Raw genomic sequence first — 26,938 nt, 5'->3', positions numbered from 1 at the left:
GCAGCACGGCTGAGACAGGTCCCGCGAGAGATGTCTTCCGTCACCCCGGCCTCGTGCCGGGGTCGACGGTTGCGCGCGGCACGGCGCCTGATGCGAGAGCGGCACGGTAGACCCCGGGACGCGCCTGCGATGACAATGGCTAGCGGAGCGGTACCGATTTACGCGTGAGACGTCCGACAGGGAGACGCCCGCGTCACTCTTCGAGCCCCCGCCGCAACCGCCGCGCAAACAGCCATGCCGCGCCGAATACCAGCGGCACCGCGCCGACCATCACCCATTCCTTCCAGGCGTGCGCCGGCGCCGCGATATAGCCGATCAGCGCGACCGCATAGTAACTGATCGCCACCACCGAGAGCCCCTCGACCGTCTGTTGCAGCCGCAATTGCAGCTGGGTGCGGGTGTTCATCGATTCGAGCAGGTCGCGATTCTGCTTGGCGAGCGCGATGTCGATCCGCGTGCGCAGCAGTTCGCTGGTCCAGGCGGCACGCTGCGAGAGGTCGTCGAGCCGCGCGGAAAAGCTGTCGCAGGTCCGCACCGCCGGGGTCAGCCGCCGCTCGGTGAAATCGGCGAGCGTCTGATAGCCCGCGATCCGCCCGATCCCGAGCGTCTCGAGCCGATCGAGACTGAGCTGGGCATAAGCCCGCGTCGCGCTCATCCGGTAGCGTGTTTCGGCGACGATCCGCGCCAGTTCGGCCGAGAGATAGGTCAATTCGTCGAGCAGACTGTCATCCTGCGTCCGCCGTTCGGACACAGCGTGCGTCAGATCGGCGAGCCGCGCCTCGAGCCGCGAGACGTCGGGGGTAAGCCGCTGCGCCAGTGGCAGTCCGAGCAGCGCCATGTTGCGATAATTGCCGAGCTCCTGCAGCCGCAGCACGAGCTGCGACGGCTCGTCGCGGAGCAGCCCCTGGTCGAGTACCAGCAGACGTCCGAACCCGTCGGTGTTGAGCCGGAAGTCCGACAGCATCGTCGCCTTGCCGCCCGCGATCTGGCAACGGATCAGCGCGTCGGGTGCAAACAGCAGATCGAGTTGCGCCTCGCTGGGCGGATCGGCCCCTGGTGGGTAGACGGCGATCTGCGTTGCGCGAATCACGGCGCCGGGCATGTCGGCGGCGATGTCGGGCGCCAGCGGATCGAACAGGTCGGTCGCGAACGGCTCGTCGAAGGCCCCCTCGATCAAGAAGGTATAACTGGCGAACTCGGTATGCCGCTCGAGCACGAGCTTGGTGGTGCCGAAATCGACCACCGCGTAGCGCGTGTCGGGGGCAAGGCGTGTCCCGATGTGTCGCGTTATCCGCTCGAAATGCGCCGCTGCGCCCGCCGCGCCTTCCTCGCCCAGCACCGTGACGATCTGCATCAGCCGGCACGGTGCGGCAAAGCGCGGCAGGCGCCGGACGTGCATTTCCTCGGCGAGCGCGCCGCGCAGCGGATGGTTATGGAAGCTCAGGCCATCCATCGGCTCGCTCTCCCCCGGCGCGACAGGCGCTCGCAGCCCCCCAGCCGCGAGCGCCGACCGGTCATTGCCGCCGCGTCATCGCCTGCGGGTTGGCCAGCACCGCCGGGACCGCTGCGCCGGCAGCCCCGCCCTCGGGCGCGGCGGTCGGCATTGGCGGGGCCTTCAGCGTCGGGTTCGCCGCCAGCATCGAGACGCCACCGAGGGGTTTGGACTGGCCCTGGTGGCAGGTCTGGCAATTGACCTTGTACGGGTCGCCGTGCGGACCCTTGCGATAGACCGGGAAGACCGGTGCGAGCGGGCTGATATAGCCGGTGTTGATGTTGCGCACCATGCGGATGCCGTAATAGGCGGTCGCGCGCTGTGGTCGGCTGATCGTCCACGAGCGGAACGACTGCGTGTTGTGGCAATAGGTGCAGTTGACGCCGAGCGCGGTGCTCATGTGCATCATCAGGCCGTAGGTCTTTTCGGCATCCTTGATCGAAACCACGTGGTTCGGCGAGGGATATTGGCTGCTCGCCGCGACGCGGATCTGCGCCTTGCCGTCGAGATAGGTCGCGAACGGATCATAGGGCAGCGAGGCATAGCCGACCGCGACGTTGGGCGTGTTCTGGCCATGCTTGTTGCGCACGATCGAATTGGGATCGGCAACGCCCTCGGCGATCGCCCATTTATACGCCGGCACGGCATTGCCGCGGTGGCAGGTGTAGCAGGTCACGCCGGTCTGCTTGACGTGGCTCGACCAGGTACCGTTGATCTGCCGCGTCATCTGCAACATCCGCCGCGCCACGACCTTGGTATATTTCTCGTCCGAGGCCATGTTGTTGGGGTTGTGGCAGTAATTGCAGCCCTGCTCGGGCGGCGCGACCCATTGGTTCATCGCCGCCATCAAATGGTTGAAGCGTTCGGTCGACACGTCGCCGAGGACCTTCACGTTCTGATAGGTTTCGCGTGCGCGCGGTCCGCTGTCATCGGGTAGGGCATAAGGCGGTGCGGGGATCGCCGAGGCCTTGGCCAGGCGATCGACGTTAACGATCTGGTCGCCGCCGGTGCCGCGATAGCCGGTCTGCTGGCTCACCTTGCGCCCGAACTCGCAGCCGCCGAGCAGCAGCGAACCACCCAGGGCGACGCCAATCACGAGGATGTGCCGCGCGGTCATTGCGATGCTCCCGGAAGCGACGCGGGATCGACCACGCCGGTCCCCGGATAATTCGGGGCATAACCGTGCTGGATCGCCCACAGATACCAATTGTCGACAACGGTGCCGGTCAGCAGGATACCGATCCCGCCGGTCAGCGTCGTCAGCACCGCGAACCACCACGCCCAGCGATGAATCGATTCGTAGGTCGCGTTGAACCCCATCGTCCAGCGCCAGAACAGTGCGGCGCGTTCGGCCGCAGTGCCGCGATCGGTGATATGCTCGAGCTCGCGTTCGCCGCCGTAGCGGCCGACCGCGAGGATCGTCGCGCCGTGCATCGCGAACAGCAGGGTCGAGCCATAGAGGAACACGATCGAGAGGCAGTGGAACGGGTTGTAGAAGAGGTTGCCGTAGCGGATCGAGAAAGCCGCGGTCCAATCGAGGTGCGGGAAGATCCCGAACGGCACGGCCTCTGCCCAGCTGCCCATCAGCATCGGCCGAATGAAGCCGAGCACCAGCATCAGCCAGATCGCACTGGCGAACGCCCACGGAACGTGCGTCCCCAAGCCGAGCGCCTTGGCGCGCCGGAACGTGCGCAGCCACCACAGCAGCACCGAGGTCGTCATCGAGAAGCCGGCAATCTGCCACCAGCCGCCTTTTGCCAGCGGCACGAACAGCTGGAAGCCATATTCGGGGCCGGGTGGCTCAAGCGCCAGCCACGGCAGTTGCCGCACGAACTGGATCGGATTCCAGCCGACCGACGCCCACATGTTGAGCCCGACCACCTCGAAGGCGAGAAAGCCGAACATGAGCGAGAGGATGCCGAGCCCGCCGAGATAGATCGGCCCGATCTGCGCATTGCCGATCTTGCCCATCCAATAGGAGAAGCCCGGCTTGCCGATCCGCGGGAAATCGTAGGGCCCGAGTGCCGGCCCCATTTCGGGCGCGCCGCGCAATTGAACCTGGGTAAAGATGTTTTGATAGCTTGCCACGGTACGTCTCCCCTCACGACCAGATTGGCAGGTTGAGCCACCAGCTCCACCATTCGGGCCAGCCGCGTGTCCACAGCGGCCCCGAGATGATGATGCAGATCGCGCTCCAGAAACCTGCGCTGAGCGCGAGAAACAGCCCGAGCCGGTGGATGCCGAGCGTGCCGACCGAATAGCCGATCGTGTCGCGGAAGAAGGCATCCTCATATTCGGGCGAGCGAACCTCGCCATTGCCGATCCCGTCCTTGGGCGGGTTGGCCGCCGACAGCACCAGGCCACCATGCAGCGCGAGCGCGAGCGTGGTCGTGAAGAAGAAGCTCACCGCGAGCATATGCGCGGGATTGTAGTGGAAATGCAGATATTGGTAGCCGGTGTTCGACACCCAATCGAGATGGCTGAAGATGCCGTAGGGAAAGCCGAAGCCCCAGGCGCCGAGCAGCATCGGGCGGATCACGACGAGCGAGACATAGGCGAAGATCGCGACGCCATAGGCCGCCGGGACGTGATAGCCGATGCCGAGCTTGCGACAGATCTCGACCTCGCGCAGCGCCCAGGAGACGAACGATCCGACCGCGCAGATCGTGATGATCTGCCAGAAGCCGCCTTCGCGTAAGGGCGCGAGCGACAGGCCATAGCGGATGTCGGGCGGCGCGATGCTGATCAGCCAGATGTTCCAGGTCGGCCCGAGCGAAGCGGCATAGACGATCAACGCCGTGCCGAGCCCGGCGAAAAGCGCGGTCGTCACGCCGAAGAAGCCGACGAAGAACGGCCCGACCCAGAAATCGAAAAGGTCCCCGCCAAGCAGCGTGCCGCCGCGGACGCGGTATTTTCGTTCGAAACTCAGCAGCGCCATGACGCCATCCTCCATCGCCGCCCCGCAGCATCGCGCTGCGGCGGGCGCCATCCCTCGCCAATGCCGGCTTCAAGCGGACGGGACGGCTGTCACGCCCCGTCCACTTGACCAAGCGACCCCGCTATGGCGCGGGGGTCGTCGCCGGCGCAGTCGCCGCCGCTGGTGCGGTGTGCGGACCATCGAGCCAGTTGAACCGGTCGGTGCTGAGCAGGATGAAGTGTATCAGCAACGCCAGCACGAACAGGAAGGCGAACAAAGCGACGAGCGTGCGCCGCGGATCGAAAATAAGCCAAACTCTCCACATGATGTGGTCTCCTCTTTACGATGAAATATCAATGGATCCAGGGGCGCCACATCCAGACGAGGATATGCGCCACGATCGCGACTGCGGTGAACAAAGCGAAGCTGGTGATGAAGAGTTTGTGAAACTCCTTCGCTTCTTCCGGGGTCAAATAGGTCCCCGGCCCGAACCTTTCTTCTCGATTATCGCTCATTGCTGCGTCTCCATTCTGACGACCACGATCAGGAGCGTTGGATGCGCTCCCCGGCTGCATCCACGCGGCACCTGCCGTGGGATTTCGGATCCGCGCGAACGCGGGAAAGGACGCCGCGCGGTCATCCGCCGCGGCTTTCGGTGATGGCGTGCGCGAGGCGGCTCGGCGAGACGGAGGTCTCGCCGGCGCGGCGCGCGCCACGTTCTGCGGCATCACGGATGCGTTTGGCGGCAGAAATCCGCACCAGCACGGGCTCGCGTTCGACCGCTTCGTCGAGCGCGGCCTTGGCGGCATCCTCCCACGCGACGTCGCGCTCGATCCTGGCGGGGGTGGCCTCGACCGTGTCGAGCTGGCCAGCGAGCGGCAGGATGTGGAAGAGCGCGTCGAACAGTGCGTTGCACACTTCCTGGATGAGATAGGTCGCGCCGGCATAGCCCATGAACGGCGTACCGGTGTGGCGGCGGATCACCGCGCCGGGGAAGCTTGCCGGGATATAGACGCCGCGCGCGCCGGCCTCGGCCATGTACATGCGCTCGTTGAAGCTGCCGAACACGATCAGCGGCGGATTGCTGCGGATCGCGTCGATCACCGCCTGGTTGTCGGGCTTGATCCCGGCCGACCGGCTGAAGGCGAAGTGGCACGGCAGCCCCATATCGCCTTCGAGAAACGCGCGGATCCCTCTCGCATAGGTTTCGGTCGCGACGATGCCGAAGCTCGCGGTGCCGAAGAAATCCTGCGTGACCGAGCGCCACAGGTCCCAGAGCGGCTTGATCGTGGTGTGCTTCTCGCGCTCGATGAACGGCTCGGGATCGAGCCCGAGCAATTCGCCGAGCTTGCGCAGGAACAGCGTCGTGCTCTCGAGCCCGATCGGCGCTTGCAGGTATGGCCGCTCGAGTGCCTCGCACAGCCCGCGACCGAACTCGCGATAGAGGCAGACGTTGACGCGCGCGTCGGCCAATTTGCGGACATCGGCGAGATGGCTGCCGAGCGGGAAGACCATCCCGACCTCGGCACCGATCCCCTCGACCAGGCGGCGGATCTCGGCGAGGTCCGACGGCATGTTGAAGCTGCCGTACATCGGGCCGATGAGGTTGACCTTGGGGCGCTCGCCCTCCTTCAACGGACGCAATGCCGGCACCTTCTTCGGGCCGAACTGCGTCCACAGCCAGGTCAGCGCGCGGTCGCCCGACTGCCACTGATCCTCGTCGATCGTGCGCGGCAGGAAGCGCTGGATGTTGGTGCCCTCGGGCGTGACGCCGCCGCCGATCATCTCGGCGATCGAGCCGGTCACGACGACCGCGGGCAGATCGGGATCGAGCGTCGCCCAGGCGCGCTTCATCGCGCCCTCGGTGCCGTCGCGGCCGAGCTCCTGTTCACCCAGGCCGGTGACGACGATCGGCAATTCGTGCGGCGGCAGCGCATCGGTGTAATGCAGCACCGAGGTGACGGGGAGATTCTCGCAACCGACCGGGCCGTCGATGATCACCTGCAATCCCTTGATCGCGGTAAAGGCGTAGACCGCGCCCCAATAGCCGCCGGCACGATCATGATCGAGGATGAGGGTCATGTCCCGACGCTCTCTTCCGCCTTGGCGGCGGCGATGCGCTTGGCGGCATATTTCATCTTGAACTCGGGCCGGTCGACCGGCGTGGCTTCCCAGACGCCGGCGGTGGGCCCCGTCCCGACGCCCTCGAAAAAGCGCGTCATCTTGTCGAAGCGTGCCTGGTTGGCGAGTGCCGCGTTGACGACCAGCGCAAGGCTTCCCGCCCCCGCCGGCCCCATCAGCGGCCGCGCCGAGATGAGGTTGGTGAAATAGAGCGCGGGGATCGCCTTCTGCTTGGCGTGCTGGACGACCGGCGTCGTGCCGATCGCGAGATCGGGGCCATAGGCCTCGACCGCGGCGATGTCCTGCTCGAGGCTCGCGCGGTACTGCACGCGGCAGCCATGCGCCTCGAGCCAGTCGCGGTCGGGATCGGACCACACCGTCCGCGGGCACGCCGTGCCGACATAGGGGACGTCCGCCCCGCTCTCGATCAGCAGCCGTGCGACGAGCAGTTCGGAGCCTTCATAGCCCGAGACGGTGATCCGCCCGGAGATGGGTTTGGCGGCGAGCGCGCCGCGGATCGCGGGGAGAAAGCGGTTCTTGGCCGCATCGACCTTCCCTTGAGCGATACCGCACGCCGCGCCGATCGCGTCGAGCCACGCCGCCGTCCCCTCCGCCCCCACTGGCGCAGACCCTATCACGCTGCGTCCGGCCGCTTCGAATTCGCGGATGCTCGCAGTGTAGAACGGATGGATTGCCGCCACCGCGGCGCAATCGAGCGCGGCGTACAGCTCGCGCCATTCGCGCGTCGGGACGACCGGGCCGGCAGCTAAGCCCAGCGGTTCGAGCAATAGCCCGATTCCTGGCGGGTCCGCCGGGAACATCTCGCCCAGGAGAGTCACGGTCGGCCGGTCCGGTCGTTGCTTCGGCGCGGCGACGGGGCCCTGCTCGGCCTCCTTGCGCGCGTAACTGAGCATCGCGCCCGCGAGCACATCCTTCGCCTCGGCATGCGTCGGCACGCCGAAGCCGGGGACGTCGATCCCGATGATGCGGACGCCGTTGATCTGGTCGGGGAGCAGTTGCAGCGGGACGCCGCTTGCGGTCGGCACGCACAGATTGGTGACGATCACCGTGTCATACAGCGCGGGATCGGCGAGCTGGTGGACGGCGTCGCGAATGTCTTCGAACAATTTGCCCGTCACCAGCGTCTCGGACGAGAAGGGGACGTAGCCGACGCTGCGTTTCGCGCCGTAGAAGTGCGAGGTGAAGGTCAGGCCGTAGACGCAGCACGCCGAGCCCGAGAGGATCGTCGCGGTGCGGCGCATCCTGAGGCCCACGCGGAGCGAGCCGAACGCCGGGCACATCGATTGCGGCTGGTCGTGCGGGCCCTTGGGATAGTCGGCGTCGTAGCGCGCGAGCACGTCGGATTTGCCGGCGATTTCAGCGGCTTCGCGCAGCGTGGAGCCGCTCGAGCAACCACCGCTTTGGGTCGCGAGATCGATGCGATCCGGGCGTCTCTCCGCCCCTCCAGGGAGCGAAGGCGCAAGGAGGCCAGCGTCAGACGGCATCGTACACCACCTCGAGCGTCGGCTTGGTGACATAGGCGACGCCGCGCATGTCGGTCTGGCTCGCAGGCCGGAGCGTGTAGTCGGCGCCCGTCACATCCGCCGAGAACAGCCCGAGCAGCCCGTCCTGGTCGAGCGGCGTTGGACGCAGCGGCGGCGCCTCGGCGACATTGACCGCGAGCTGCTCGAACAGGCTCGCCCATTGTCCGCCGGGCTTGCCGATGATCTGATAGTTCGCGCTCTTCTTGCGGATGTCCTCGTTTGCAGGGATTGCGGTCAGCACCGGAATCCCGACGGCCTCGGCAAACGCGTTCGCCTCGCCAGTGCCGTCATCCTTGTTGAGGATCATCCCCGCGACGCCGACATTGCCGCCCATCTTGCGGAAATATTCGACCGCCTTGCAGACGTTGTTGGCGACATAGAGCGACTGGAGATCGTTCGACGCGACGACGATCACCTTCTGGCACATGTCGCGCGCGATCGGCAGGCCGAAGCCGCCGCAGACGACGTCGCCGAGGAAATCGAGCAGGACATAATCGAAGCCCCATTCGTGGAAGCCCAGCTTCTCGAGCGTCTCGAAACCGTGGATGATCCCGCGCCCGCCGCATCCGCGGCCGACTTCGGGCCCGCCGAGCTCCATCGCGAACACCCCGTCGCGCTGGAAGCAGACGTCCTCGATGCCGATCTCCTCGCCGGCGAGCTTCTTCTTCGAGCTCGTCTCGATGATCGTCGGGGTCGACTTGCCGCCGAACAGCAATGACGTCGTGTCGCTTTTGGGATCGCAGCCGATCAGCAGCACGCGCTTGCCCTGCTGCGCCATCATGTAGCTGAGGTTCGCCAGCGCGAACGACTTGCCGCTGCCACCCTTGCCGTAGATCGCGATGATCTGCGTTTCCTTGGTCACGGGACCGGTGGGCACCGGGTCGGGCTCATGCTGCGCTTCGTCGCGTAGCGGGCCGGGATCGAGCATCGTCATGCCGCACTCCACTCCAATACCATCTTGAGGCAGGCCCGGTCCGCGAAGGCCGCGGGATAGGCTTCGGCGGCATCCGCCGCCGGGCGGACGTGGCTGATCAACCCGTCCAGCCGCAGCGTGCCCGCGGCGACCAGCGCCTGGACCGCGGCGACATCGGCCGGGGTGAATTCCGCCGAGATGCGCAGCCGCGCCTCGCGCTGGAACGCGGGCGGGAAGGCGAAGCTCAGCCGGTCGTAAAAGCCGGCAAGGACGATTTCGCCGCCCTTGGCGAGCCGCGGGACGAGCGTGTCGAGGATGTCGGGGGCGCCGCTCGCGTCGCAGATCGTGCGATAGTCGCGGCGATCGTCGGCAGCCGGGTCGACCACCGCATAGCCCGCGCCGGCGCGGCGATCGGCGTCGGTTTCCCAGACCATCGGCGGCGCGGCGCCAAGCGCGAGCGCTATCCGGGCGACCAGCCGCCCGACGACGCCATGCCCGACGACGAGATCGGGCAACGCGCCGGCGACCACCGCATGATGCGCCGTCGCGGCGAGCGCAAGCAGGATGCCGTCGCGCCCGAGCGCTTCATCGACCGGCAGCGCACGGGCCGAGGGGAGGATGACATGGCGCGCGCTCCCGCCAAACAGACCGCGCGCACCGACATAGCAGGTCGCGCCGGGAACGAAGACCCATTCGCCGACGCGTGCCGCCACATCGCCGCCGGCCTCGACGATCCGTCCGACCGATTCGTAGCCGGGGACGAGCGGATAGCCCATGCCGGGAAAAGCGGGCATCGCGCCCGACCAGAGCAGCTTCTCGGTCCCCGCGCTGATCCCGCTCCAGGCGACTTCGACCAGCACGTCGCCGAGACCGAGCGGCGTCAGCTCGAGCGTCTGGAGCGCGAGCCGTTCCGGCGCCTCCAATACCACTGCGAGTGTTTCCACCATGCTTCCCCTGCGACAAGGCACTGCAACGCGCCTCTTTATGGTGTCAGTTTATCTGGACACTTTTGATTGTCAATCAAGATTGACGTCTTGCTGGACGCGTCGCGAGAATCGTCCGGCAGGTGAGCGGGATCGCGGTCGGCAGCACGCGCGCGCCGCTGAACCCTACGGTGCGCAGCATCGCGATGATTTCGGCGGCGCTGCGGGGCCTGCCCGATCCCATCGCGAGCAGATAGAAGCCGAAATAGGCATCGCCCGCGCGCCGGGCGCCGGGTGTGTCTGCCATCGGCTCGCCGACCAGCACGCGTCCACCGGGCGGTAGCGCAGCGAACACCGCGCGGAGCAAGGCAAGCGCGGGGGCATCGTCATGGTCATGGAGCACGCGCACCAGCGTGATCAGGTCGTACCCGGTGGGAATCGGATCCTGGTGGAAATCGCCGAAGTGGAGCTCGACCCCGCTTCCCAGCCGCGTCCGCGCCCGCTCGGCCACCGCGGGCAGATCGAACAGGCCACGCGCCAGTCCCGGCACTGCCGCGCCAACCGACTCGAGGAAACGTCCCTCGCCGCCGCCGACGTCTAGGACGCGGCGATGGTGCGCGAAGCGATAGGATTCGAGGATCTGCGCGGCGACGAGCGGCTGCGACGCGGCCATCAACCGCGAATAGGGCGCAACGTCGCCTTCAGCAGACTCGTCGCCCGACGCATAGGTCCAATAGTGCGAGAGCGCACCGCCACCCCCGCCACGGCGCAGCAGCGCAACCGGATCGGCGAGATCGGCGTAGAGCAGGGCGTGATGCGCGACCATCTCGGCGATTCCCCGATTGCCGCGCAGCGCCGCGCCGGCGGGACCCAACGCCCAGTCGGCGTCGAGTCGCTCGACTAGGTCGAGCGCCGCGGCGGCGCGCAGCAGGCGCAGCGTGCCCTCGCGCGGCAGGTCGATCGCGGCGGCGAGCGAGTCGGTCGTGGCGGGGCCGGCGGCGAGCCGATCGAGCAGGCCCGTGGAAAGGCAGGCGGCCAGCGTCTGCGAATAGACAAACCCCGCGACCAGATCGAACAGATCGCGTGCCCGCGCCCGCGCCACCGGACGCGTGAGCCAGCAGCGCGCCGCAAAATGCTGGAAACGCGGCGAAGCGAGCACCGCGTTGCGCCATCCGATCCATCGATGGCGCCAGGAGCGGGCCGATGGAGCGACAACGGGCTTTGACAGCCGCAGAGAATTGGACGACATCATATGTCCAGTTGACTGGACACTCGGTGCGCCGTCAACCTGTAAGGACGCGGGACATGGCTCAGCAGGATGCGACTGTCATCATCGGCGCCGGAATTGGCGGGCTGGTGAGCGCCGCTTTGCTCGCCGCGCGCGGGGTCGCGGTGACAGTCGTCGAGGCTGCGAGCACCCCCGGCGGCAAGCTGCGCGAGGTTACCGCCGGGGGTGTCCAGGTCGACGGTGGACCGACGGTATTCACGCTGCGCCACGTCTTCGACGAGATTTTTGCCGCGTGCGGCGATTCGCTCGACGCGCACGTGACGCTACGCCCGGCAACGATCCTCGCGCGGCATGCCTGGGGGCCCGACCGACTCGACCTGTTCGCCGACCCCGGCGAAAGCGAGGCGGCGATTGGTGCCTTTGCGGGCGCGCGCGACGCCGCCGGCTATCGCGCGTTCCGCAGCGAAGCGCAGCAGATTTTCGCGACGCTCGACCGGCCGTTCCTGCGATCGCCGCGGACCAACCCGATCGGGCTGACGTGGCGACTGGGCTGGCGCGGCTTTGCCGACCTCACCAAGATCCGGCCGTATCAGTCGCTGTGGTCGGCGCTCGGCGAGCATTTCCACGACCCGCGGCTGCGGCAATTGTTCGGGCGCTATGCGACCTACAGCGGATCGTCGCCGCTGCACTGCCCGGCCACGCTGATGCTGATCGCGCATGTCGAGGCAGCGGGGGTGTGGCTGGTCGAGGGCGGGATGCACCGCCTCGCGCGCGCGCTCGAGGCGCTCGGCACGGCGCAGGGGGTGCAGTTTCGCTACGGTGCGCCGGTGCGCGAGATCCTGGTCGAGCGCGGGCGCGCGGCGGGCGTGGTGCTGGCCTCGGGCGAGCGGCTCGCGGCGCAGGCTGTCGTGTGCAACGCCGACCCCGCCGCGCTCGCCGCGGGTGCGCTCGGCGCAGCGGTGCGCCGCGCCGTCGCGCCGACACCGCCCAGGGCACGCTCGCTCTCGGCGCTGGTGTGGTGCGCGAACAGCACGACCGCGGGTTTTCCGCTCGTCCGCCACAACGTCTTCTTTTCCCCCGACAGCCCGGCCGAGTTCCGCCAGCTCGACGCGGGCCGACTGGCCAGCGATCCCAGCGTCTATGTCTGCGCGCAGGATCGCGACGCGCGAGGCGGCGGCACGCTTAGCGGCCCCGAGCGGCTCCAGATCATCGTCAACGCGCCACCGACCGGCGACACCCATTCCCTCACCCAAGCGGAGACAGAGCAATGCACAGCCTCGATGCAAGCCACGCTCAGGCGCGCCGGCTTGACGCTGGACCTGGCCGCACCGGCGACGCAGCTGACGACGCCGAGCGACTTCGCGCGGCTGTTCCCACAGACGGGTGGAGCCCTCTATGGACGGGCCTCGCACGGCTGGGCGGCGTCCTTCCGCCGCCCCGGCAGCCGGACGCGGATCCCTGGGCTCTATTGCGCGGGCGGGAGTACCCATCCGGGCGCGGGCGTCCCGATGGCGGCCTTGTCCGCCCGCCTTGCCGTCGACTGCCTGCTCACGGACCGCGCTTCGACGCGGCTGTGGCACCCGGTGGCTATGGCTGGTGGTACATCGACGCGTTCAGCGCCGACCGTCGCTTCGGCCTGACGATCATCGCCTTCGTTGGCAGCGTTTTCTCGCCTTATTACAAGCTGTCGGGGCGCGGCCGTCCCGACAATCATTGCGCGATCAACGTCGCCTTGTGCGGCCCCGGCGCGCGCGCCTGGGCGATGACCGAGCGCGGCGCCAAGCACGTCCACCGCGACGCCGATCATTTCGCGGTCGGCCCGAGCGCGCTGCGCTGGGACGGGAGCATGCTGACGATCGACCTCGACGAAATCTCTGCGCCCCTGCCCTATCGCGTGCGCGGCAAGGTCCGGGTGTATCCCGAGATGATCGGCACCACCGCTTTCGCGCTCGACCCCGAGGCGCGCCACCGCTGGCACCCGGTCGCGCCGCGCGCGCGGGTCGAGGTCGAGATGACGCACCCCAATGTGCGCTGGAGCGGCGACGGCTATTTCGATTCGAACTTCGGCGACGAGCCGCTCGAGGCGGGGTTCGACGACTGGCAATGGTCGCGCGCGCATCTCAAGCAGGATGTCGCAGTGCTCTACGAAGGCCAGCGCCGCGGCGGCGCGCCGTTCAACCTGGCGCTGAAGTTCGACCGTCAGGGCCGCTGGCACGAAGTCGCGCCGCCGCCGCGCGCGCCGCTGCCGCGCACCGGCTGGCTGGTCGAACGCGCGACGCGTGCCGATGCCGGGGATGCGCCGCGGATCGCCAAGACGTGGGTCGATGCACCTTTCTACGCGCGCTCGGCGATCGACACGCGGCTGTTCGGCGAGGCGACGCGCGCGGTGCACGAAAGCCTGTCACTCGGGCGCTTCCGTTCACCGATCGTCCAGACTATGCTCCCCTACCGGATGCCGCGCGCCTTCTGGTGAGTCGTCCTTGGCCTGCGCGGCCTTCTCGCGGTCGCGTCTGATCTCGCGATTGACCGAGACGAGCTGCCAGATGACGAACAGGATCGCCGGCACGCCGACGATCGCCATGTCGAGCACGCCGAACCAGCTCCCATTCATACCGTTGCCTCCAGGAAAGCGCGAATGAGCGCCGCAACCTCGGCGGGCTGTTCCTCATGCGCGAGATGGCCGACGTCGGGCAGAATTTCGATACGGCTCCCGGCCACCGCCGCTGCCGCCGCTTCGACCGAGCTGCGCGGGATCGCACTATCCTTCGCGCCGTGGACGAGCAGCACGGGCAGATCGAGTCGCGGCAGATCGTGCGCGAGCGTATCGAGATCCCAGCTCGCCATCATCGTGATCGCCCCCTCGCACTGCGCCGAGGTGGCGAACAGCCGGCGATAGAAATCGACTCCGGCGGCATCGAGTCGCGAGCCCGTGGCGCGCGTGAGAAAGCGCCCGGCCTCACCCGGCCCGCGGGCGAGCGCGGCGAAGACGTGCGGCGCGAAGGGATTGACGAACAGCCCGCGCGCGAGCGTCGGGAACAGCTTGGCGGCGAGCCCTGGGAAAGGCTGCAGCGCCGGGTTGAGCCCGATCAACGCGCGCGGATCGGTGTGGCCGTCGAGGATCATCCGCGCACCGATCGCCGCACCCGCCGAATGGCCGACAATCGCCGTGGGCGCGATGTCGAGCGCGCGCAGCAGGGATGCGACCGCCCCCGCCATACCGGTCATCGTCAGCCCGCCCGAGGGCCGGCCGGTGGTGAAGCCGTGGCCGGGGAGATCGGGCGCGACGATCGTGAAATGCTCCGCCAGCATCGGTGCCAGATCGCGCCAGCTGTGCGTTGCCGCGCCGGTGCCGTGGAGCAGCAGCAGCGGTGGCCCCTCCCCCAGAAGTTGCACGTGCCAGCGCAGCCGCCCGGCCTCGACGAAGCGGCTCGCGCTGCGATTGGGCCAGTCGCGACCCTCGATCGACCAGGCCGCGCGGCTCATGCCGCCTGCACCGCGACAACCGCGCGGTGCATCGCCGCCGCATCGGCGCGCGGCAGCGGCAGATAGCGCGCGCCCATCGCCAGCGCGAGCCGCGCCGCCTCGGGCCGCGGGCGCGCCGAGGTATCGACGAACGCCGCGCCGATCCGCGCCTGGCCGATCGCGCGTGCGGCAGACTCGGCATCAGTCTGCGCGCGCTCGCGTACCGTGCTGCCGTCGGCCGCGATGTTGCCGCGCCCGTCGGTGAGGATGACAAGAAAGGGGGTGCGCCCGCGGGCTCGCGCGGTTTCCGCGAGGTCGAGCGCGGCGCTCAGGCCGGCGGCGAGCGGGGTGCCGCCGCCGCCCGGCAACTCCGCGAGCGCGCGGCGGGCGCGCGTGAGCGAGCGCGTCGGCGGGAGGAGCAGTTCGGCGGCGATTCCCCGGAACGCCAGCAAGGCGACGTGTGCGCGCTTCACATAGGCTTGGGCGAGTAGCAATTCGACCGCGCCCTTCGCCTCGGCAAGCCGCGCCGCCGCCGCCGAACCCGAGGCATCGACCACGAAGATCGTCAGCATTTCAGCGCGCGTCTCGAAGCGGCGGATGCGCAGATCGGCGCGGCGGATCCGGACCGGGCCGGTGCCGCGATCGCGCAGCGCTTGCCACGGCGCGGCGGCGCGCAGCGTGTCGATCAGGCTGAGCCGCAGGCCCCCGCGCGGCAGGCCGGCCCGCGCGGCGAGCGGGCGACCGCGCAGCGCGGACTCGCGCCGCTCGCCCGCGCCGCGCGCACGGCTTGCGGCGCTTCGGCCGTTTGCGGTGGCGATCCGCTCAAGGACGTCGCGCGGCAGCGTGGCGAGCGCGGCGGCGAGGACGACATCGTCGGGCGGTGGCTGGATCGATGGCTCAGGCGTGTCCTGATCGGTCGAGTCGCCGTCATCGGCAGGCGGGGGGTCGTCTTGGCGGTCTTGCGAGGCGTGCGGATCAGGCTCGGCCTGGCGCTCGGGTTCGGCCTGCGCGGGGAAGCGCGTGGCGCGCGGAGCGAGCACCAGCCGGACCGCGAGCAGCAGATCGTCCTCGGTCAGCTCCGTCCGCCTCGCGAGCGTCGCCGCCGCGCGCGCGGCGCGGAGCGCGAACAGCGGTGCGCGGGCCGATTCGACCCCGAGCGCCAGCGCGGCGCCGGCGAACACGGCGAACGGATCGAAGCCGTTCGCCTCCGCCGGTACCGAGTCGCGGTTCTCCGGCGTCGGGGAAGCCGCCATATCCATCGGCGTGCGCCAGTCGGACAGGTCGATCCGGAACGCGAGGCGCTCGACCAGCGCCTGTGGTGGCGCTTCGTCCTCGACCCCGTCGTCGAGCGCGACCACCACCAGCCGCACCGGCGCGTCGCCGACCGCCCGCGAATCGAGCGCGCCCGCAATTCGCGCCGCGGTCGAATCCGCCATCCGCTCGACCATCGGCAGCACCACCACACCGCCGTCCGCCGCCGCTAGCACGCCGCGTTGCTGCACCGGGCGCCCCAGCGCGAGCGTCGCGCCGAGATCGAGTCCGCCGAGCAGAGCGTCGTCATCGACATGCGCGGGGATGCGCCGCAGCGGCGCGCGCGGCGGCAGCGCCTCTTGCAGTGCCGAGACAACGTCGTCGCGCACGTCGCCCCCGCCGCGCAGGATCATCCCGCCTAGGCCGACCGGATCGCAGGCGCAGAGTCGCGCCGCCAGCAGCGCATCGTCCAGCGCCGTCGGCCGGTCGCTCATGCCGCCGCCAATTGCTCCAGCGCGCGCTCGATCCGGATGGTCGAGCCGGTCTCGTCGAGCACGCCGCGCCGCAGCCGATGCCGCAAGGCGAGCGGCGCGACGCGCGCGATGTGGGTCGGCGTCACCGTGTCGACCGCGTCGAGCGCGGCCAGCGCGCGCGCCGCCCGGATCAGCGTCAGTTCGCCGCGCAACCCGTCGGCGCCGACCGCCATGCACACCCCCGACGCGTGCGCGAGCATCGCATCGGGGACGACGATGTTCGGCAGACCAGCACGACCGCGCGCAATCCGCTTGAGCGTCTTCTTCTCGGCGGCGCGCCACGTCTCGACGAAGATTTCGGGCGTGCGCTCGAAGGCGTCGCAACGCCGCAGGATCTCGACGCGGGTCGCGAGGTCCTGCGGGGTTCGCACCTCGACCGACAGGCCGAAGCGATCGAGCAATTGCGGGCGCAGCTCGCCTTCCTCGGGGTTGCCGCTGCCGACCAGCACGAAGCGCGCCGGGTGGCGCACCGACAGCCCTTCGCGCTCGACGACATTCTCGCCCGAGGCGGCGACGTCGAGCAGCAGGTCGACGATATGGTCCTCGAGCAGATTGACCTCGTCGATATAGAGAAAGCCGCCATTGGCGCGCGCGAGCAGCCCGGGCTCGAACGCCTTGACCCCGGCGCCGAGCGCGCGTTCGAGATCGAGCGCGCCGATCACGCGGTCCTCGGTCGCGCCGAGCGGCAGGTCGACGAACGGCACTGGCACGGTCGCCTTGGCCGGCGGCGGCGTCGCGCCTTCGGGGTGATATCCGGCGCGCGCGGCAGACACCGGCGGCAGCAGGCCAGCGAGCGCGCGCACCGCGGTCGACTTGCCCGTACCGCGGTCGCCGAACACCATCACGCCGCCGATCCGCTGATCGACCGCCGCGAGCAGCAGCGCGAGTTTCATCTCATCCTGGCCGACGATCGCCGAAAAGGGAAAAGGCGTGGACATGCCCCTGTGTACCACGCGCTTGACACTCCACAAGTGGACACTGGCGTTTGTTCGAGCGTTCCACCATGCAATGTCGATGAACCCGCTCTTTGTCACCGGTGGCTGCGCCATCGCCCTGCTCGTCGTCGGCGGTCTCGCGACGCCGATCGGCCAATGGTATCGCAACTTGCGCAAACCGAGCTGGCAGCCGCCCAACTGGCTGTTCGGCCCCGCTTGGACGGTGCTGCTCGGATTGGCGGCGTGGTCGGCGGCAATCGCGTGGAAATCGGCGCCCGACGGCGTGGCGCGCACCGCCGTCGTCATCCTGTTCGCGGTCAACGCGCTGTTCCATTTTCTGTGGAGCCCGCTCTTCTTCACGCTCCGTCGACCCGACTGGGCGCTGGGCGAAGTGGTATTCCTGTGGGGATCGCTCGTCGCCTTGCTCGTCGGGCTATGGCCGATCTCGCCCTTCGCGGCGCTGTTGATCGTTCCCTATTTCGCCTGGGTCAGCTTTGCCGCCGTCCTCAACTGGACGATCGTGCGGCTCAATCGCCCGTTCGGCTAGGATTTGGTGTTCTTCAAGAAGAGGCGTAGACTGGCTGCAGCGGGGAAACAGCAGGTCGACTCATTCGAGAGGACACGCCTATGACTACCCTTCTGCACCATAGCGCGCCGTCCGCGCCGATACCGGCTCTGCCCGAAATACGCCGCATCGCGGCCAGCGACCTTAACTGGGCACTGGCAGAGGGCTGGAAGGATTTTACCGCCAAGCGCGGGGACCTGATCTTTCTGGGCCTGCTTTATCCGGTGATCTGCTTCGTCGCCGTCGCGCTCGTCTACAACGAGCCGTTGCTGCCGCTGCTCTTCCCGCTGGTCGCCGGGCTTTCGATCGCTGGGCCGGCCGTGGCATCCGGTTTCTACGAGCTCGCCCGACGCCGCGAGGAAGGTCGCGACTCGGGCTGGTGGCATTTCCTCGATCCGCTCAACGGCCGCAGCCGTGTTCCGCTGGCGCTGCTGACCGGCGCGATCGCGGCGCTGTTCGTGCTATGGCTGGGCGTCGCCTATGCGATCTACGACGCGACCTTCGGCGCGGTCGGGCCGATGCAGCCGGGCGACGTCCTCGCGCGCCTGTTCACCACCAGCGAGGGCTGGCAGCTGATCGCGCTCGGCAATCTGGCCGGCGGCGTTTTCGCCGTCCTCACGCTGGTGCTGGCGATCGTGTCGTTTCCGATGGTGGTCGACCAGCCCGTCGATGCCGCTACTGCGGTGCGCACTTCGATCAAGGCGGTGCGCGCCAATCCGCGCGAGGTGCTCGGCTGGGGCGTGCGCGTCGCGGCATTGCTCTTGCTCGGCATGATCCCCGCGGCGATCGGGCTCGCGGTGGTGCTGCCATGGCTCGGCTATGCGACCTGGCACCTCTATACCCGGCTGGTGGTGCGTTAAGGCGCGCCACCAACAGCCCGCTGCGCAGCGGCCATCTTGTCGAACTGATCGAGCGCGGCGAGGCGCTGGGCGATGTCGTCGCGGTACGGCGCGCCCGCCGGGGTCGCCGCGAGGGCATAGGCCCAAGCCGGCCGCGCCTGCGCTACCTCGCCGGCATCGACATAGGCCATGCCAAGGAAGAAGGCCGGGCCCGGGCTGCGTGGCGCCAGCGCGACCGCGCGGCGGAAGGCAAATTTGGCGGCGGGCGATACCGCGCGATCATGCAGCGCGAGCGCGTAGCCGAGGCCGGTCCACAGCGTGGCATCATCGGGGCGCAGCGCGATCTCGCGGCGCAGCCCGTCGACCGCGGCGTGCGCATCGCCCGCCTCGAGCCGCGCATCGGCGCTGGCGAGCGCGAGACTGTCGGCGCGCGAGGGGGCGAACACCGCGTCGCGAAACGCGACCATTCCGGGATCGACGGCGATCGGCGTGACATCGGCTTCGATCGGCTTGCCCGGCAGGTGTCGCACGCTCTGCAACGCGAACCCTGCCGCCCCCAGCACCAGCGCGGCGCCCGCGATCGTCCACAGCGACCGTCCCAGCCGCAACGCCCACAACAGGCCCGCCGCAGCGACTCCGACCAAGGCGAGCACCAGCAGGTTCACGTCCGCCGCCGCCTCTTGAAGCTCGCCCGCGCAAGCCAGGCGCCGAGCGCGAGCAGGATCAGCGGTGCGATCCACAACGGTGCGGTCATCGCGCTCAACGGCGGGTCGTAGCTGACATATTCGCCATAGCGCGCGATCAGCCATGCACGGATCGCCTCCGGGCTCTGCCCTGCGGCGATCCGCGTGCGGACGAGCGCGCGCATGTCGCCCGCCATCTCGGCATTGCTGTCGGCGATTGACTGGCCCTGGCAGACGACGCAGCGCAGCGTCAGCATCAGCGCCTGCGCTTGGCGCTCCTTGGCTGGATCCTTGAGCTGGACGTTGGCGAGCGGCGCGGCCGGGAGGTTGCTGTCGGCGAAGGCGGGCGCCGCGACCAGCATCAGCACGAGGAGCAGCAACCGCTTCATCGCGCGTTCCTCACCGCCGCGATCAACCCCGGCACTTCCTCGGCGCGGATGTCGCCGACATGCTGGAGCACGATCCGCCCGTCACCGCCGATGACAAAGGTTTCGGGCACCCCCGACGATCCGAGCGCGAGCTGGACCGAGCTCGTCTTGTCGTCGCCGATCGCGGCATAGGGATCGCCGTTGCGCGCGAGGAAATCGGCGATCGCGGCAGGCGTATCGCGGATCGCGACCGCGTCGATCTCGATCCCCGCGCGCTTTATCGCGAGCAGTTGCGGCGCCTCGGCGATGCACGGGATGCACCAGCTGGCGAAGACGTTGAGCAAGCGCGGCTTTCCCTTGGCGAAGGCGGCGGTCGCGAGGCCCGGCTTGCCCGGCACGATCGGCGGGAGCGCGAATTTGGGCAAGGGCTGCCCGACGAGCGCCGAGCGTACCGTGCGATCGGCCGGCTTGTAGAGCCCCCAGCCGACCAAAGCGAGCAAGCCCAGCGCCACCGCGAACGGCACCCAGATCAGCCCGCGCCTCATGCCTCTGCCTCGCGCACCCGCACGCGGCGTTCGCGCCGCAGGCGACCGAGCAGCGACAACGCCCCGCCGATCGCGACGAGCGCGCCGCCGAACCAGATCAGCGTCACGAACGGCTTCCACCACAGGCGCAGCTGCCAGCGCCCGGTGCCATCGGGCTCGCCGAGCACGGTATAGAGTTGCCCATCCCAGCGCGTCGCGATCGCCGATTCGCTCGTCACCGTCACCGGATTGGCGAAGAAGCGCGATTGCGGGCGCAGGTAGAAGACCGCGCCATCGCTGCCGCGTCGCGCGCTCAGCCGCGCCTCGAGCGCCGACCAATTGGGGCCGACCACCGGCTTGATCCCGTCGAGCGTCACGGTGAACGGCCCGGTGCGATACGGCTCGCCGACGCGCACCGCGACGAGCGTTTCCTGCGTGAAGGCGGCATCGCACGCCATGCCCGCAAGGCTCACCGCTATGCCGAGATGCGCGACGACCATGCCGTAGGTGAACAAAGGGGTGCGGCGCAGGTTGCGCCCCCACAGAGGCAGCACGCTCGCCACCGCCAACCCGATCGCGAGGGCGAGCCCGATCAGCGGCAGCCACGCGATCCCGCCGCCGAGCGCGACCAACGCGACCAGCGCGAAGCCGGTCACCGCAACCGGCACCATCATCCGCCCGAGCACGACGCCCGGATCGTCCCGCCGCCAGCGGACCATCGGACCGACCGCCATCACCACGCCGAGCGCAAGCGCGATCGGGCCGATGAACTTGTCGAAGAACGGCTTGCCGATCGACAATTGCGTGCCGAAGCCCGCCGCGACGATCGGATAGAGCGTGAATAGCAGGACGAGCGCGAGGATCACCGAGAGCAGCAGATTGTTGACGATCAACGCGCCCTCGCGGCTGATCGCGTCGAAGGTGTTGCCCTGCTTCACCGTGCCGACACGGAGCGCAAACAGCAGCAGCGCGCCGCCGATATAGATGGCGAGCAAAGCGAGGATGAACGACCCGCGCGTCGGATCGACCGCGAAAGCGTGGACGCTGGTGAGGATGCCGGAACGCACCAGAAAGGTGCCGATCATCGACATCGAGAAGGCGACAACGGCGAGCATCAGCGTCCACGCGCGCAACCCGTCGCGGGTCGCGAGCACACTGACCGAATGGAGGAGCGCGGTCGCCGCGAGCCACGGCATCAGCGAGGCATTCTCGACCGGATCCCAGAACCACCAGCCGCCCCAGCCCAGCTCGTAATACGCCCAATACGATCCCGCCGTGATGCCCAGCGTCAGGAAGATCCACGCGCCGAGCACCCACGGCCGCATCGCGCGCGCAAACGCCGGGCCGACATCGCGCGTGATCATCGCGCCGACCGCAAAGGAGAAGGCGATCGAGATGCCGACATAGCCGATGTAGAGCGTCGGCGGATGGAACGCCAAGCCGGGGTCCTGCAACAACGGGTTGAGCCCGTTGCCATCGGCCGGTGCCGGATCGATCCGCGCGAACGGGTTCGAGGAGAAGAGCAAGAAGGCGTAGAAGCCGAGCGCGATCGCCGCCTGCGCGCCGAGCGTGGCGATCAGCGTGGGCTTGGCGAGGCTACGCTCGAGCAACGCGACCACGGCGCCGGCGACGCCGAGGATCGTCACCCACAGCAGCATCGATCCTTCGTGATTCCCCCACGCGCCGGCGATCTTGTAGAGCATCGGCTTGTCGGAATGGCTGTTCTCGGCGACGAGCAGCACCGACATGTCGCTGCGCATGAACACGCTGATCAGCAGCAGCATCGCGAACAAGGCGAGCACGCCCTGCACCACCGCGACCGGGCGGACCGCCGCCATGATCTCGGCGGTCAGCGTCTGCCCCTGTTCGGTCGCGACGCGCGCAGGGCGAACGGCGGAAGCGGAGCGCCAAACGCCCAGCCCTGCGAGCACCAACTGCAGCAGCGCGAGCGCAGCGGCGAACCACAAAGCAGCAAGACCGGCCTCGGCGATCACGCCGGCATCCCCCCGCCGTCACGCCCGGCTCGTCCCGGGGTCCACCCAGCAACGAGCGTCGCGCGTGCGGCGCGGTGGACCCCGGGACAAGCCCGGGGTGACGAAGCAGGCTGGGACGAGCGATCCACGATCATTGCTGCAACGTCTTCGTCTCGTGCATCTTGCCGGCGATTTCGGGGGGCATGTATTTCTCGTCATGCTTGGCGAGCAGATTGGTCGCGGTGAAGCTGCCGTCGGGGTTGAACGAGCCTTCGGCGACGACGCCCGATTTCTCGCGGAACAGGTCGGGCGCGATGCCCTTGAAGGCGACCGGCACGGTCGCGACGCCATCGGTGACGACGAAGCGCATCGAGACGCCATCGGCAAGCCGCTGGATCGAATGATCGGCGACCATCCCGCCAAGCCGCACCGCGCGGCCGATCGGCAGACCGTCCTTCTTGACGTCGCCCGGCGCGTAGAAGAACGCCGCCTGGTCCTTCAACGCCGACAAAGCGAGCAGGCTCGCCCCGCCGACCGCGCCGATCGCGAGCAGGACGAGCGTGAGGCGTTGATGTTTGGCTTTCATTTCTTCTCGCTGCTGCGCATCGCCAGGAAACTCCACACGGCGAGCGCGACCGAAACGACCGCGGCCAGGACATAGGCGGCGGTGACGAAGGGCCAGGGGTTCATGCGGTCACCTCGACGACATTGGCCATCCGCCGCAGCCGTGCCTCGGCCTTGGTGCGCGCAAGGATCGTGCGCATCCGCATCAGCACGATGCCCGCGAAGAAAAAGGTGAAGCCGCTGAGCGTGAACCACAGCGGCCACAGGATCGACGAATCGATCGTCGATTTGGTAAGGCCGATGCTCTGCCCCTGGTGGAGCGTATTCCACCACACCACCGAGTAGCGGATGATCGGCAGCAGCACTGACCCGGCGATCCCGTACAAAGCCGGGATCCGCCCGTCGCCGCCGCGATCGTCATCGGCGCGGACCAGCGCCATGAAGCCGAGATAGACGAAGAACAGCAGCAGCATCGAGGTCAGCCGACCGTCCCACTGCCACCACGTCCCCCACGTCGGGCGCCCCCAGATCGAGCCCGTCGCCAAGCATAGCCCGGCGAACACCGCGCCCGGCAGCGCGATCGCGCGCGCGGCGATCATCGCCAGCGGGTGACGCCAGACGAGGAACATCAGCGAGGAGATCGCGATCCCGCTCCAGCCGCCCATGCCGAGCCAGGCGGTCGGCACGTGGATGTAGAGGATGCGCACCGTCTCGCCTTGGAGATAATCGGGCGGCGTCTGCGTCAGCCCGCCCCACGAGCCGACGCCGATCAACGCCACGCCGACCCAGAACAGCAGGGGCGTGAGCGGTCGCGCAAGTTTCAGAAAACGCGCCGGATTGGCGAGGGCGTGGAGGCTCGGCACGCGCTGAGGGTTACGCAAGAAACATGGAAGAATCTATCGTCAAGCTGGTCTCTCCTCATCCTTCAGCGAGTATGCTTACTCCGCTGCGCGTAACCCGGTCCCACCATAATCGACATCTTCGGGCAGTGCCCAGAGCAATTCGTGCTTGGTCAACACGCGGCCGTCCCACGCGCGCACGTCGACCGGCGCGATCGGGCGCATATCGCGCTTGTCGACCAGCACCGGACTCGCCGGGAAGCCGGTCTCCCACCGCTCGCCCCATTGCCGCAAGGCGAGCATCGTCGGCAGCAGGGCGGCGCCCTTCTCGGTCAGTTCATATTGGATCTTGCGCCGGTCGGCCGCCACCGCGGTACGCGTCAGGATGCCATGCTCGACCAGCCGCCCGAGCCTGTTGGCGAGGATGTTGCGCGCGATGCCGAGCTCGGACTGGAATTCCTCGAAATGGTGCAAGCCGTTGAATGCGGCGCGCAAGATCATGAAACTCCAGCGTTCGCCCATTGCTTCGAGCGCCGCAGGAAGGCTGCATTTCACCAGGTCCCGCAGGGGCTCACGCAGTTTTGCATCCATAATCGACAACCTTATCGCATGTTTGTTGACAAGGGGAAGCAAAACTACGTTTTTCCTTGCAACTCGCAGGTGCAGCATTTAGGTAGTGATTCGCAACCTAAACGGAAGGAGCCTCCCCATGGTCCGTCAGCTTTCGCTCGCCGCCGCCGCTTTGATCGGCGCTTCCGTCCTCGCACCGGCTGCTGCCAGCGCGGCAGACGCGGGCGCCTATTACGCCGCCACTCCGGTCGCCGCGCCGGCCAAGACGATGTTCATCACCAATGGCACCGTGTGGAAGTGGACCGACACAGCCTTCACCGCGACCAAGGGCCCGCAGCGCCAGGGCATCGTCTGCGAGATGATCGCGCAGCGTGCCGGCAAGCTCTCGGCCTTCGCGGTCGCGGGCCAGCCGATCGACGCCGATGCACTCGCCAAGTGCAACGCCCGCGCCAAATAAGTCGCCCGCGCCGGTGCTGATCCCGCCCGTTCCGCCGCCGCGCGGAACGGGCTTTTTGCTGCCGCCTGCGCAAACATGTTGCAAAGCAACAGCCGGCGACGCCATCTTGTCCTGAGATGTTGCGTCAATATGAACTCGTCGATCGCGTCCTCGACTACGATCCGACCGCCAACGAGGCGCTGCTCAACCGCGCCTACGTCTTCTCGATGCAGGCCCATGGGTCGCAGAAACGCGCCAATGGCGACCCCTATTTCAGCCACCCAATCGAAGTCGCGGGCATCCTGACCGACCTCCATCTCGACGACGAAACGATCGCGACGGCCATTCTCCACGACACGATCGAGGACACCGTCGCGACGCCCGAGGAGATCGCCCGGCTGTTCGGGCCGAGCGTCGCGCGGCTGGTCGACGGTGTCACCAAGCTGTCGAAGATCGAGGCGCAGACCGAGAACGAGCGCGCCGCGGAGAATCTGCGCAAGTTCCTGCTCGCCATGTCGGACGACATCCGCGTGCTGCTGGTCAAGCTCGCCGACCGGCTGCACAACATGCGCACGCTGCATTTCATCAAGAATCCCGACAAGCGCAAACGCATCGCGCGCGAGACGATGGACATCTACGCCCCGCTCGCCGAGCGGATCGGGATGTACGAGTTCATGAAGGAGATGCAGACGCTCGCCTTCGCGCAGCTTGAGCCCGAAGCGTATGAATCGATCACCAAGCGGCTCGCCCAGCTGAAAGAGGGCGGCGGCGACCGGATCGCCAAGATCGGCTCGGGATTGAAGCTGCTGCTCAGCCGCCACGGGATTGTAGGCGAAGTGTCGGGACGCGAGAAGCATCCCTATTCGATCTGGAAGAAGATGGCCGAGCGGCACATCAGCTTCGAGCAGCTCTCCGACATCATGGCGTTCCGCGTGATCGTGCCCGACGAGGAGGCGTGCTACACCGCGCTCGGCGTGATCCACCGCCGCTGGCCGATGGTGCCGGGGCGGTTCAAAGATTATATCTCGACCCCCAAGCGCAACGGCTATCGCTCGCTCCACACGACGGTGATCCACGCCGACAATACGCGCGTCGAAATCCAGATCCGCACCGGCGACATGCACGAGGAAGCCGAGCTGGGTCTGGCTGCGCACTGGGCCTACAAGCAGGACCCGATGAACGGGCGGGTCCGACCAGACACGCAGGTCAGCTGGATCCGCGACCTGGTCGAGATCCTCGACAATGCCGAGAGTCCCGAGGAGCTGCTCGAGCATACCAAGATGGCGATGTATCAGGATCGCATCTTCGCCTTCACCCCTAAGGGCGAGCTCCACCAGTTGCCCAAGGGCGCCTCGCCGATCGACTTTGCCTATGCGGTCCACACCGATCTGGGCGATCAGGCGGTCGGCGCCAAGATCAACGGCCGCGTCGTCCCGCTGCGCACCGTGATCGACAATGGCGACCAAGTGCAGATCCTGCGCTCCAAGGCGCAGGAGCCGCAGCCCGGCTGGCTCAATTTCGCGATCACCGGCAAGGCGCGCGCGGCGATCCGGCGGCATTTGCGCCACAAGGAGCGAGTCGAGACGCAGGCACTCGGCCGCAAGATGTACGACGAGCTCGTCTCGCGCCTTCCCGCCCCGCTCGCCGGCAATGCGCAGGCGACCGCGATGCAGCGACTCAAGGTCTCTGACGAGCCGGCGCTGCTCGAGGCGATCGCGCGGCGCCGCATTCCCGATGCCGCGGTGATGGAAGCGCTGATGCCGGGTTCGGCGGGGGCCGATGCGATGCGCGACCTGCCGCCGCAATCGAGCGCGATCTCGATCCGCGGGCTGACTGCGGGCGTCGCGTTCGATCTCGCCGAATGCTGCCACCCGGTACCCGGCGACCGGATCGTCGGGCTGCGCCGCCCCGATGCGGGGATCGAGGTCCACACGATCGACTGCCCCGTGCTCGCCGCCGCCGACGATGCCGACTGGGTCGACCTGTCGTGGGGCGACAAGACCGAAGGGGCGACCGGACGGATCTCGGTCGAGGTCAAGAACGAGCCCGGTGCCTTGGGCACGATCGCGACGATCATCGGCGCGCAGAAGGCGAACATCGTCAACCTGCGGCTCGACAATCGCGACACGGGTTTCCACACCAACACGATCGACGTCGAAGTGCATGACGTGCAGCATCTGATGCACGTCATCGGGGCGTTGCGCGCCGCCGACGCGGTCAATGCGGTGGTCCGAGTCTGACCTTGCGCACGGGGAGCG

28 protein-coding genes are annotated in these 26,938 nt (G+C 68.2%); 6 read left to right on the top strand and 22 right to left on the bottom strand.

What is annotated here, in order from left to right; translation table 11 throughout:
* Positions 1–193: 193 nt before the first annotated feature.
* From U1872_RS16510 to U1872_RS16460, 11 genes are all read right to left on the bottom strand, one after another.
* Complete coding sequence (locus U1872_RS16510; protein WP_332794010.1) at positions 194–1,453, bottom strand: DUF3422 family protein; 1,260 nt, start codon at positions 1,451–1,453, stop codon at positions 194–196.
* A 61-nt stretch (positions 1,454–1,514) separates the two neighbouring features.
* On the bottom strand, positions 1,515–2,609 hold the full coding sequence (gene pufC / locus U1872_RS16505) for a photosynthetic reaction center cytochrome PufC (RefSeq protein WP_332794009.1): 1,095 nt from the start codon (positions 2,607–2,609) through the stop codon (positions 1,515–1,517).
* Positions 2,606–3,580 (bottom strand): photosynthetic reaction center subunit M, encoded by a 975-nt coding sequence (gene pufM / locus U1872_RS16500; protein ID WP_332794008.1) that lies wholly within the window; start codon positions 3,578–3,580, stop codon positions 2,606–2,608. Before pufM ends, pufC begins: the two co-directional genes overlap by 4 nt.
* Positions 3,581–3,593: 13 nt before the next feature.
* A complete protein-coding gene (gene pufL, locus U1872_RS16495) occupies positions 3,594–4,430 on the bottom strand; it encodes a photosynthetic reaction center subunit L (protein WP_332794007.1) in 837 nt (278 codons plus the stop codon).
* A 121-nt stretch (positions 4,431–4,551) separates the two neighbouring features.
* A complete protein-coding gene (gene pufA / locus U1872_RS16490; RefSeq protein ID WP_133191434.1) occupies positions 4,552–4,734 on the bottom strand; it encodes a light-harvesting antenna LH1, alpha subunit in 183 nt (60 codons plus the stop codon).
* 28 nt (positions 4,735–4,762) lie between these two features.
* Entirely contained in the window at positions 4,763–4,924 is a 162-nt protein-coding gene (gene pufB / locus U1872_RS16485; RefSeq protein WP_133191433.1) for a light-harvesting antenna LH1, beta subunit, read from the bottom strand.
* 121 nt (positions 4,925–5,045) lie between these two features.
* On the bottom strand, positions 5,046–6,491 hold the full coding sequence (bchZ, locus tag U1872_RS16480; protein ID WP_332794006.1) for a chlorophyllide a reductase subunit Z: 1,446 nt from the start codon (positions 6,489–6,491) through the stop codon (positions 5,046–5,048).
* Complete coding sequence (gene bchY / locus U1872_RS16475) at positions 6,488–8,035, bottom strand: chlorophyllide a reductase subunit Y (protein ID WP_332794005.1); 1,548 nt, start codon at positions 8,033–8,035, stop codon at positions 6,488–6,490. Before bchY ends, bchZ begins: the two co-directional genes overlap by 4 nt.
* Positions 8,025–9,008 (bottom strand): chlorophyllide a reductase iron protein subunit X, encoded by a 984-nt coding sequence (locus tag U1872_RS16470; protein ID WP_332794004.1) that lies wholly within the window; start codon positions 9,006–9,008, stop codon positions 8,025–8,027. Before U1872_RS16470 ends, bchY begins: the two co-directional genes overlap by 11 nt.
* Positions 9,005–9,931 carry a chlorophyll synthesis pathway protein BchC gene (bchC, locus tag U1872_RS16465; protein ID WP_332794003.1) on the bottom strand — a complete coding sequence of 309 codons (927 nt, stop codon included), beginning with the start codon at positions 9,929–9,931 and terminating at the stop codon, positions 9,005–9,007. Before bchC ends, U1872_RS16470 begins: the two co-directional genes overlap by 4 nt.
* A 76-nt stretch (positions 9,932–10,007) precedes the next feature.
* Positions 10,008–11,069: a methyltransferase gene (locus U1872_RS16460; protein WP_332794002.1), complete on the bottom strand. Its 1,062-nt coding sequence runs from the start codon at positions 11,067–11,069 to the stop codon at positions 10,008–10,010.
* A gap of 146 nt (positions 11,070–11,215) precedes the next feature.
* Here U1872_RS16460 and crtD point away from each other — a divergent pair, with 146 nt between their 5' ends.
* Together crtD and U1872_RS16450 are read left to right on the top strand one after the other, a co-directional pair.
* A complete protein-coding gene (gene crtD / locus U1872_RS16455) occupies positions 11,216–12,778 on the top strand; it encodes a 1-hydroxycarotenoid 3,4-desaturase CrtD (protein WP_332794001.1) in 1,563 nt (520 codons plus the stop codon).
* Positions 12,712–13,611: a carotenoid 1,2-hydratase family protein gene (locus tag U1872_RS16450; RefSeq protein WP_332794000.1), complete on the top strand. Its 900-nt coding sequence runs from the start codon at positions 12,712–12,714 to the stop codon at positions 13,609–13,611. The genes crtD and U1872_RS16450 overlap by 67 nt, the downstream gene beginning before the upstream one ends.
* Here the strand turns inward: U1872_RS16450 and U1872_RS16445 are convergent.
* From U1872_RS16445 to U1872_RS16430, 4 genes are read right to left on the bottom strand one after another with little or no spacing between them, the layout of a single operon-like run.
* The gene (locus U1872_RS16445; protein ID WP_332793999.1) at positions 13,558–13,749 is read right to left on the bottom strand and encodes a hypothetical protein; all 192 of its coding nucleotides are present in this window, start codon (positions 13,747–13,749) and stop codon (positions 13,558–13,560) included. The two genes, U1872_RS16450 and U1872_RS16445, sit on opposite strands and share 54 nt — an antisense overlap.
* Positions 13,746–14,621: an alpha/beta fold hydrolase BchO gene (bchO, locus tag U1872_RS16440; RefSeq protein ID WP_332793998.1), complete on the bottom strand. Its 876-nt coding sequence runs from the start codon at positions 14,619–14,621 to the stop codon at positions 13,746–13,748. The genes U1872_RS16445 and bchO overlap by 4 nt, the downstream gene beginning before the upstream one ends.
* On the bottom strand, positions 14,618–16,345 hold the full coding sequence (locus U1872_RS16435; RefSeq protein WP_332793997.1) for a magnesium chelatase subunit D: 1,728 nt from the start codon (positions 16,343–16,345) through the stop codon (positions 14,618–14,620). The genes bchO and U1872_RS16435 overlap by 4 nt, the downstream gene beginning before the upstream one ends.
* Positions 16,342–17,322, bottom strand: a complete 981-nt coding sequence (locus U1872_RS16430) for a magnesium chelatase ATPase subunit I (RefSeq protein ID WP_332793996.1) — start codon at positions 17,320–17,322, stop codon at positions 16,342–16,344. Before U1872_RS16430 ends, U1872_RS16435 begins: the two co-directional genes overlap by 4 nt.
* A 76-nt stretch (positions 17,323–17,398) precedes the next feature.
* Here U1872_RS16430 and U1872_RS16425 point away from each other — a divergent pair, with 76 nt between their 5' ends.
* On the top strand, positions 17,399–17,866 hold the full coding sequence (locus U1872_RS16425; protein ID WP_332793995.1) for a TspO/MBR family protein: 468 nt from the start codon (positions 17,399–17,401) through the stop codon (positions 17,864–17,866).
* Positions 17,867–17,946: 80 nt separating this feature from the next.
* Positions 17,947–18,744, top strand: coding sequence for a DUF2189 domain-containing protein (locus tag U1872_RS16420; protein ID WP_332793994.1), 798 nt, complete (start codon positions 17,947–17,949; stop codon positions 18,742–18,744).
* On the opposite strand, the gene U1872_RS16415 is transcribed toward U1872_RS16420, so the two are convergent.
* From U1872_RS16415 to U1872_RS16385, 7 genes are all read right to left on the bottom strand, one after another.
* Positions 18,741–19,388 carry a tetratricopeptide repeat protein gene (locus U1872_RS16415; protein ID WP_332793993.1) on the bottom strand — a complete coding sequence of 216 codons (648 nt, stop codon included), beginning with the start codon at positions 19,386–19,388 and terminating at the stop codon, positions 18,741–18,743. The two genes, U1872_RS16420 and U1872_RS16415, sit on opposite strands and share 4 nt — an antisense overlap.
* Positions 19,385–19,795 carry a cytochrome c-type biogenesis protein gene (locus tag U1872_RS16410; RefSeq protein WP_332793992.1) on the bottom strand — a complete coding sequence of 137 codons (411 nt, stop codon included), beginning with the start codon at positions 19,793–19,795 and terminating at the stop codon, positions 19,385–19,387. Before U1872_RS16410 ends, U1872_RS16415 begins: the two co-directional genes overlap by 4 nt.
* Entirely contained in the window at positions 19,792–20,319 is a 528-nt protein-coding gene (locus U1872_RS16405) for a redoxin family protein (RefSeq protein ID WP_332793991.1), read from the bottom strand. Before U1872_RS16405 ends, U1872_RS16410 begins: the two co-directional genes overlap by 4 nt.
* Positions 20,316–22,292: a heme lyase CcmF/NrfE family subunit gene (locus tag U1872_RS16400; protein ID WP_332793990.1), complete on the bottom strand. Its 1,977-nt coding sequence runs from the start codon at positions 22,290–22,292 to the stop codon at positions 20,316–20,318. Before U1872_RS16400 ends, U1872_RS16405 begins: the two co-directional genes overlap by 4 nt.
* Before the next feature lie 130 nt (positions 22,293–22,422).
* Positions 22,423–22,857 (bottom strand): cytochrome c maturation protein CcmE, encoded by a 435-nt coding sequence (gene ccmE, locus U1872_RS16395; protein WP_140850785.1) that lies wholly within the window; start codon positions 22,855–22,857, stop codon positions 22,423–22,425.
* Between the two features lie 100 nt (positions 22,858–22,957).
* The gene (ccmC, locus tag U1872_RS16390) at positions 22,958–23,698 is read right to left on the bottom strand and encodes a heme ABC transporter permease CcmC (RefSeq protein WP_332794122.1); all 741 of its coding nucleotides are present in this window, start codon (positions 23,696–23,698) and stop codon (positions 22,958–22,960) included.
* Positions 23,699–23,773: 75 nt separating this feature from the next.
* A complete protein-coding gene (locus tag U1872_RS16385; protein WP_332793989.1) occupies positions 23,774–24,265 on the bottom strand; it encodes a winged helix-turn-helix transcriptional regulator in 492 nt (163 codons plus the stop codon).
* Between the two features lie 118 nt (positions 24,266–24,383).
* Here U1872_RS16385 and U1872_RS16380 point away from each other — a divergent pair, with 118 nt between their 5' ends.
* Positions 24,384–24,701 (top strand): CC_3452 family protein, encoded by a 318-nt coding sequence (locus U1872_RS16380; protein WP_332793988.1) that lies wholly within the window; start codon positions 24,384–24,386, stop codon positions 24,699–24,701.
* A 116-nt stretch (positions 24,702–24,817) separates the two neighbouring features.
* Entirely contained in the window at positions 24,818–26,920 is a 2,103-nt protein-coding gene (locus U1872_RS16375; protein WP_332793987.1) for a RelA/SpoT family protein, read from the top strand.
* Positions 26,921–26,938: the final 18 nt, after the last annotated feature.

Source organism: Parasphingomonas frigoris (genome assembly GCF_036663815.1).
Taxonomy (GTDB): Bacteria; Pseudomonadota; Alphaproteobacteria; order Sphingomonadales; family Sphingomonadaceae; genus Sphingomonas.
Note: the sequence above shows the minus strand (reverse complement) of the source record. Positions and strands in the feature narration are given on the sequence as shown.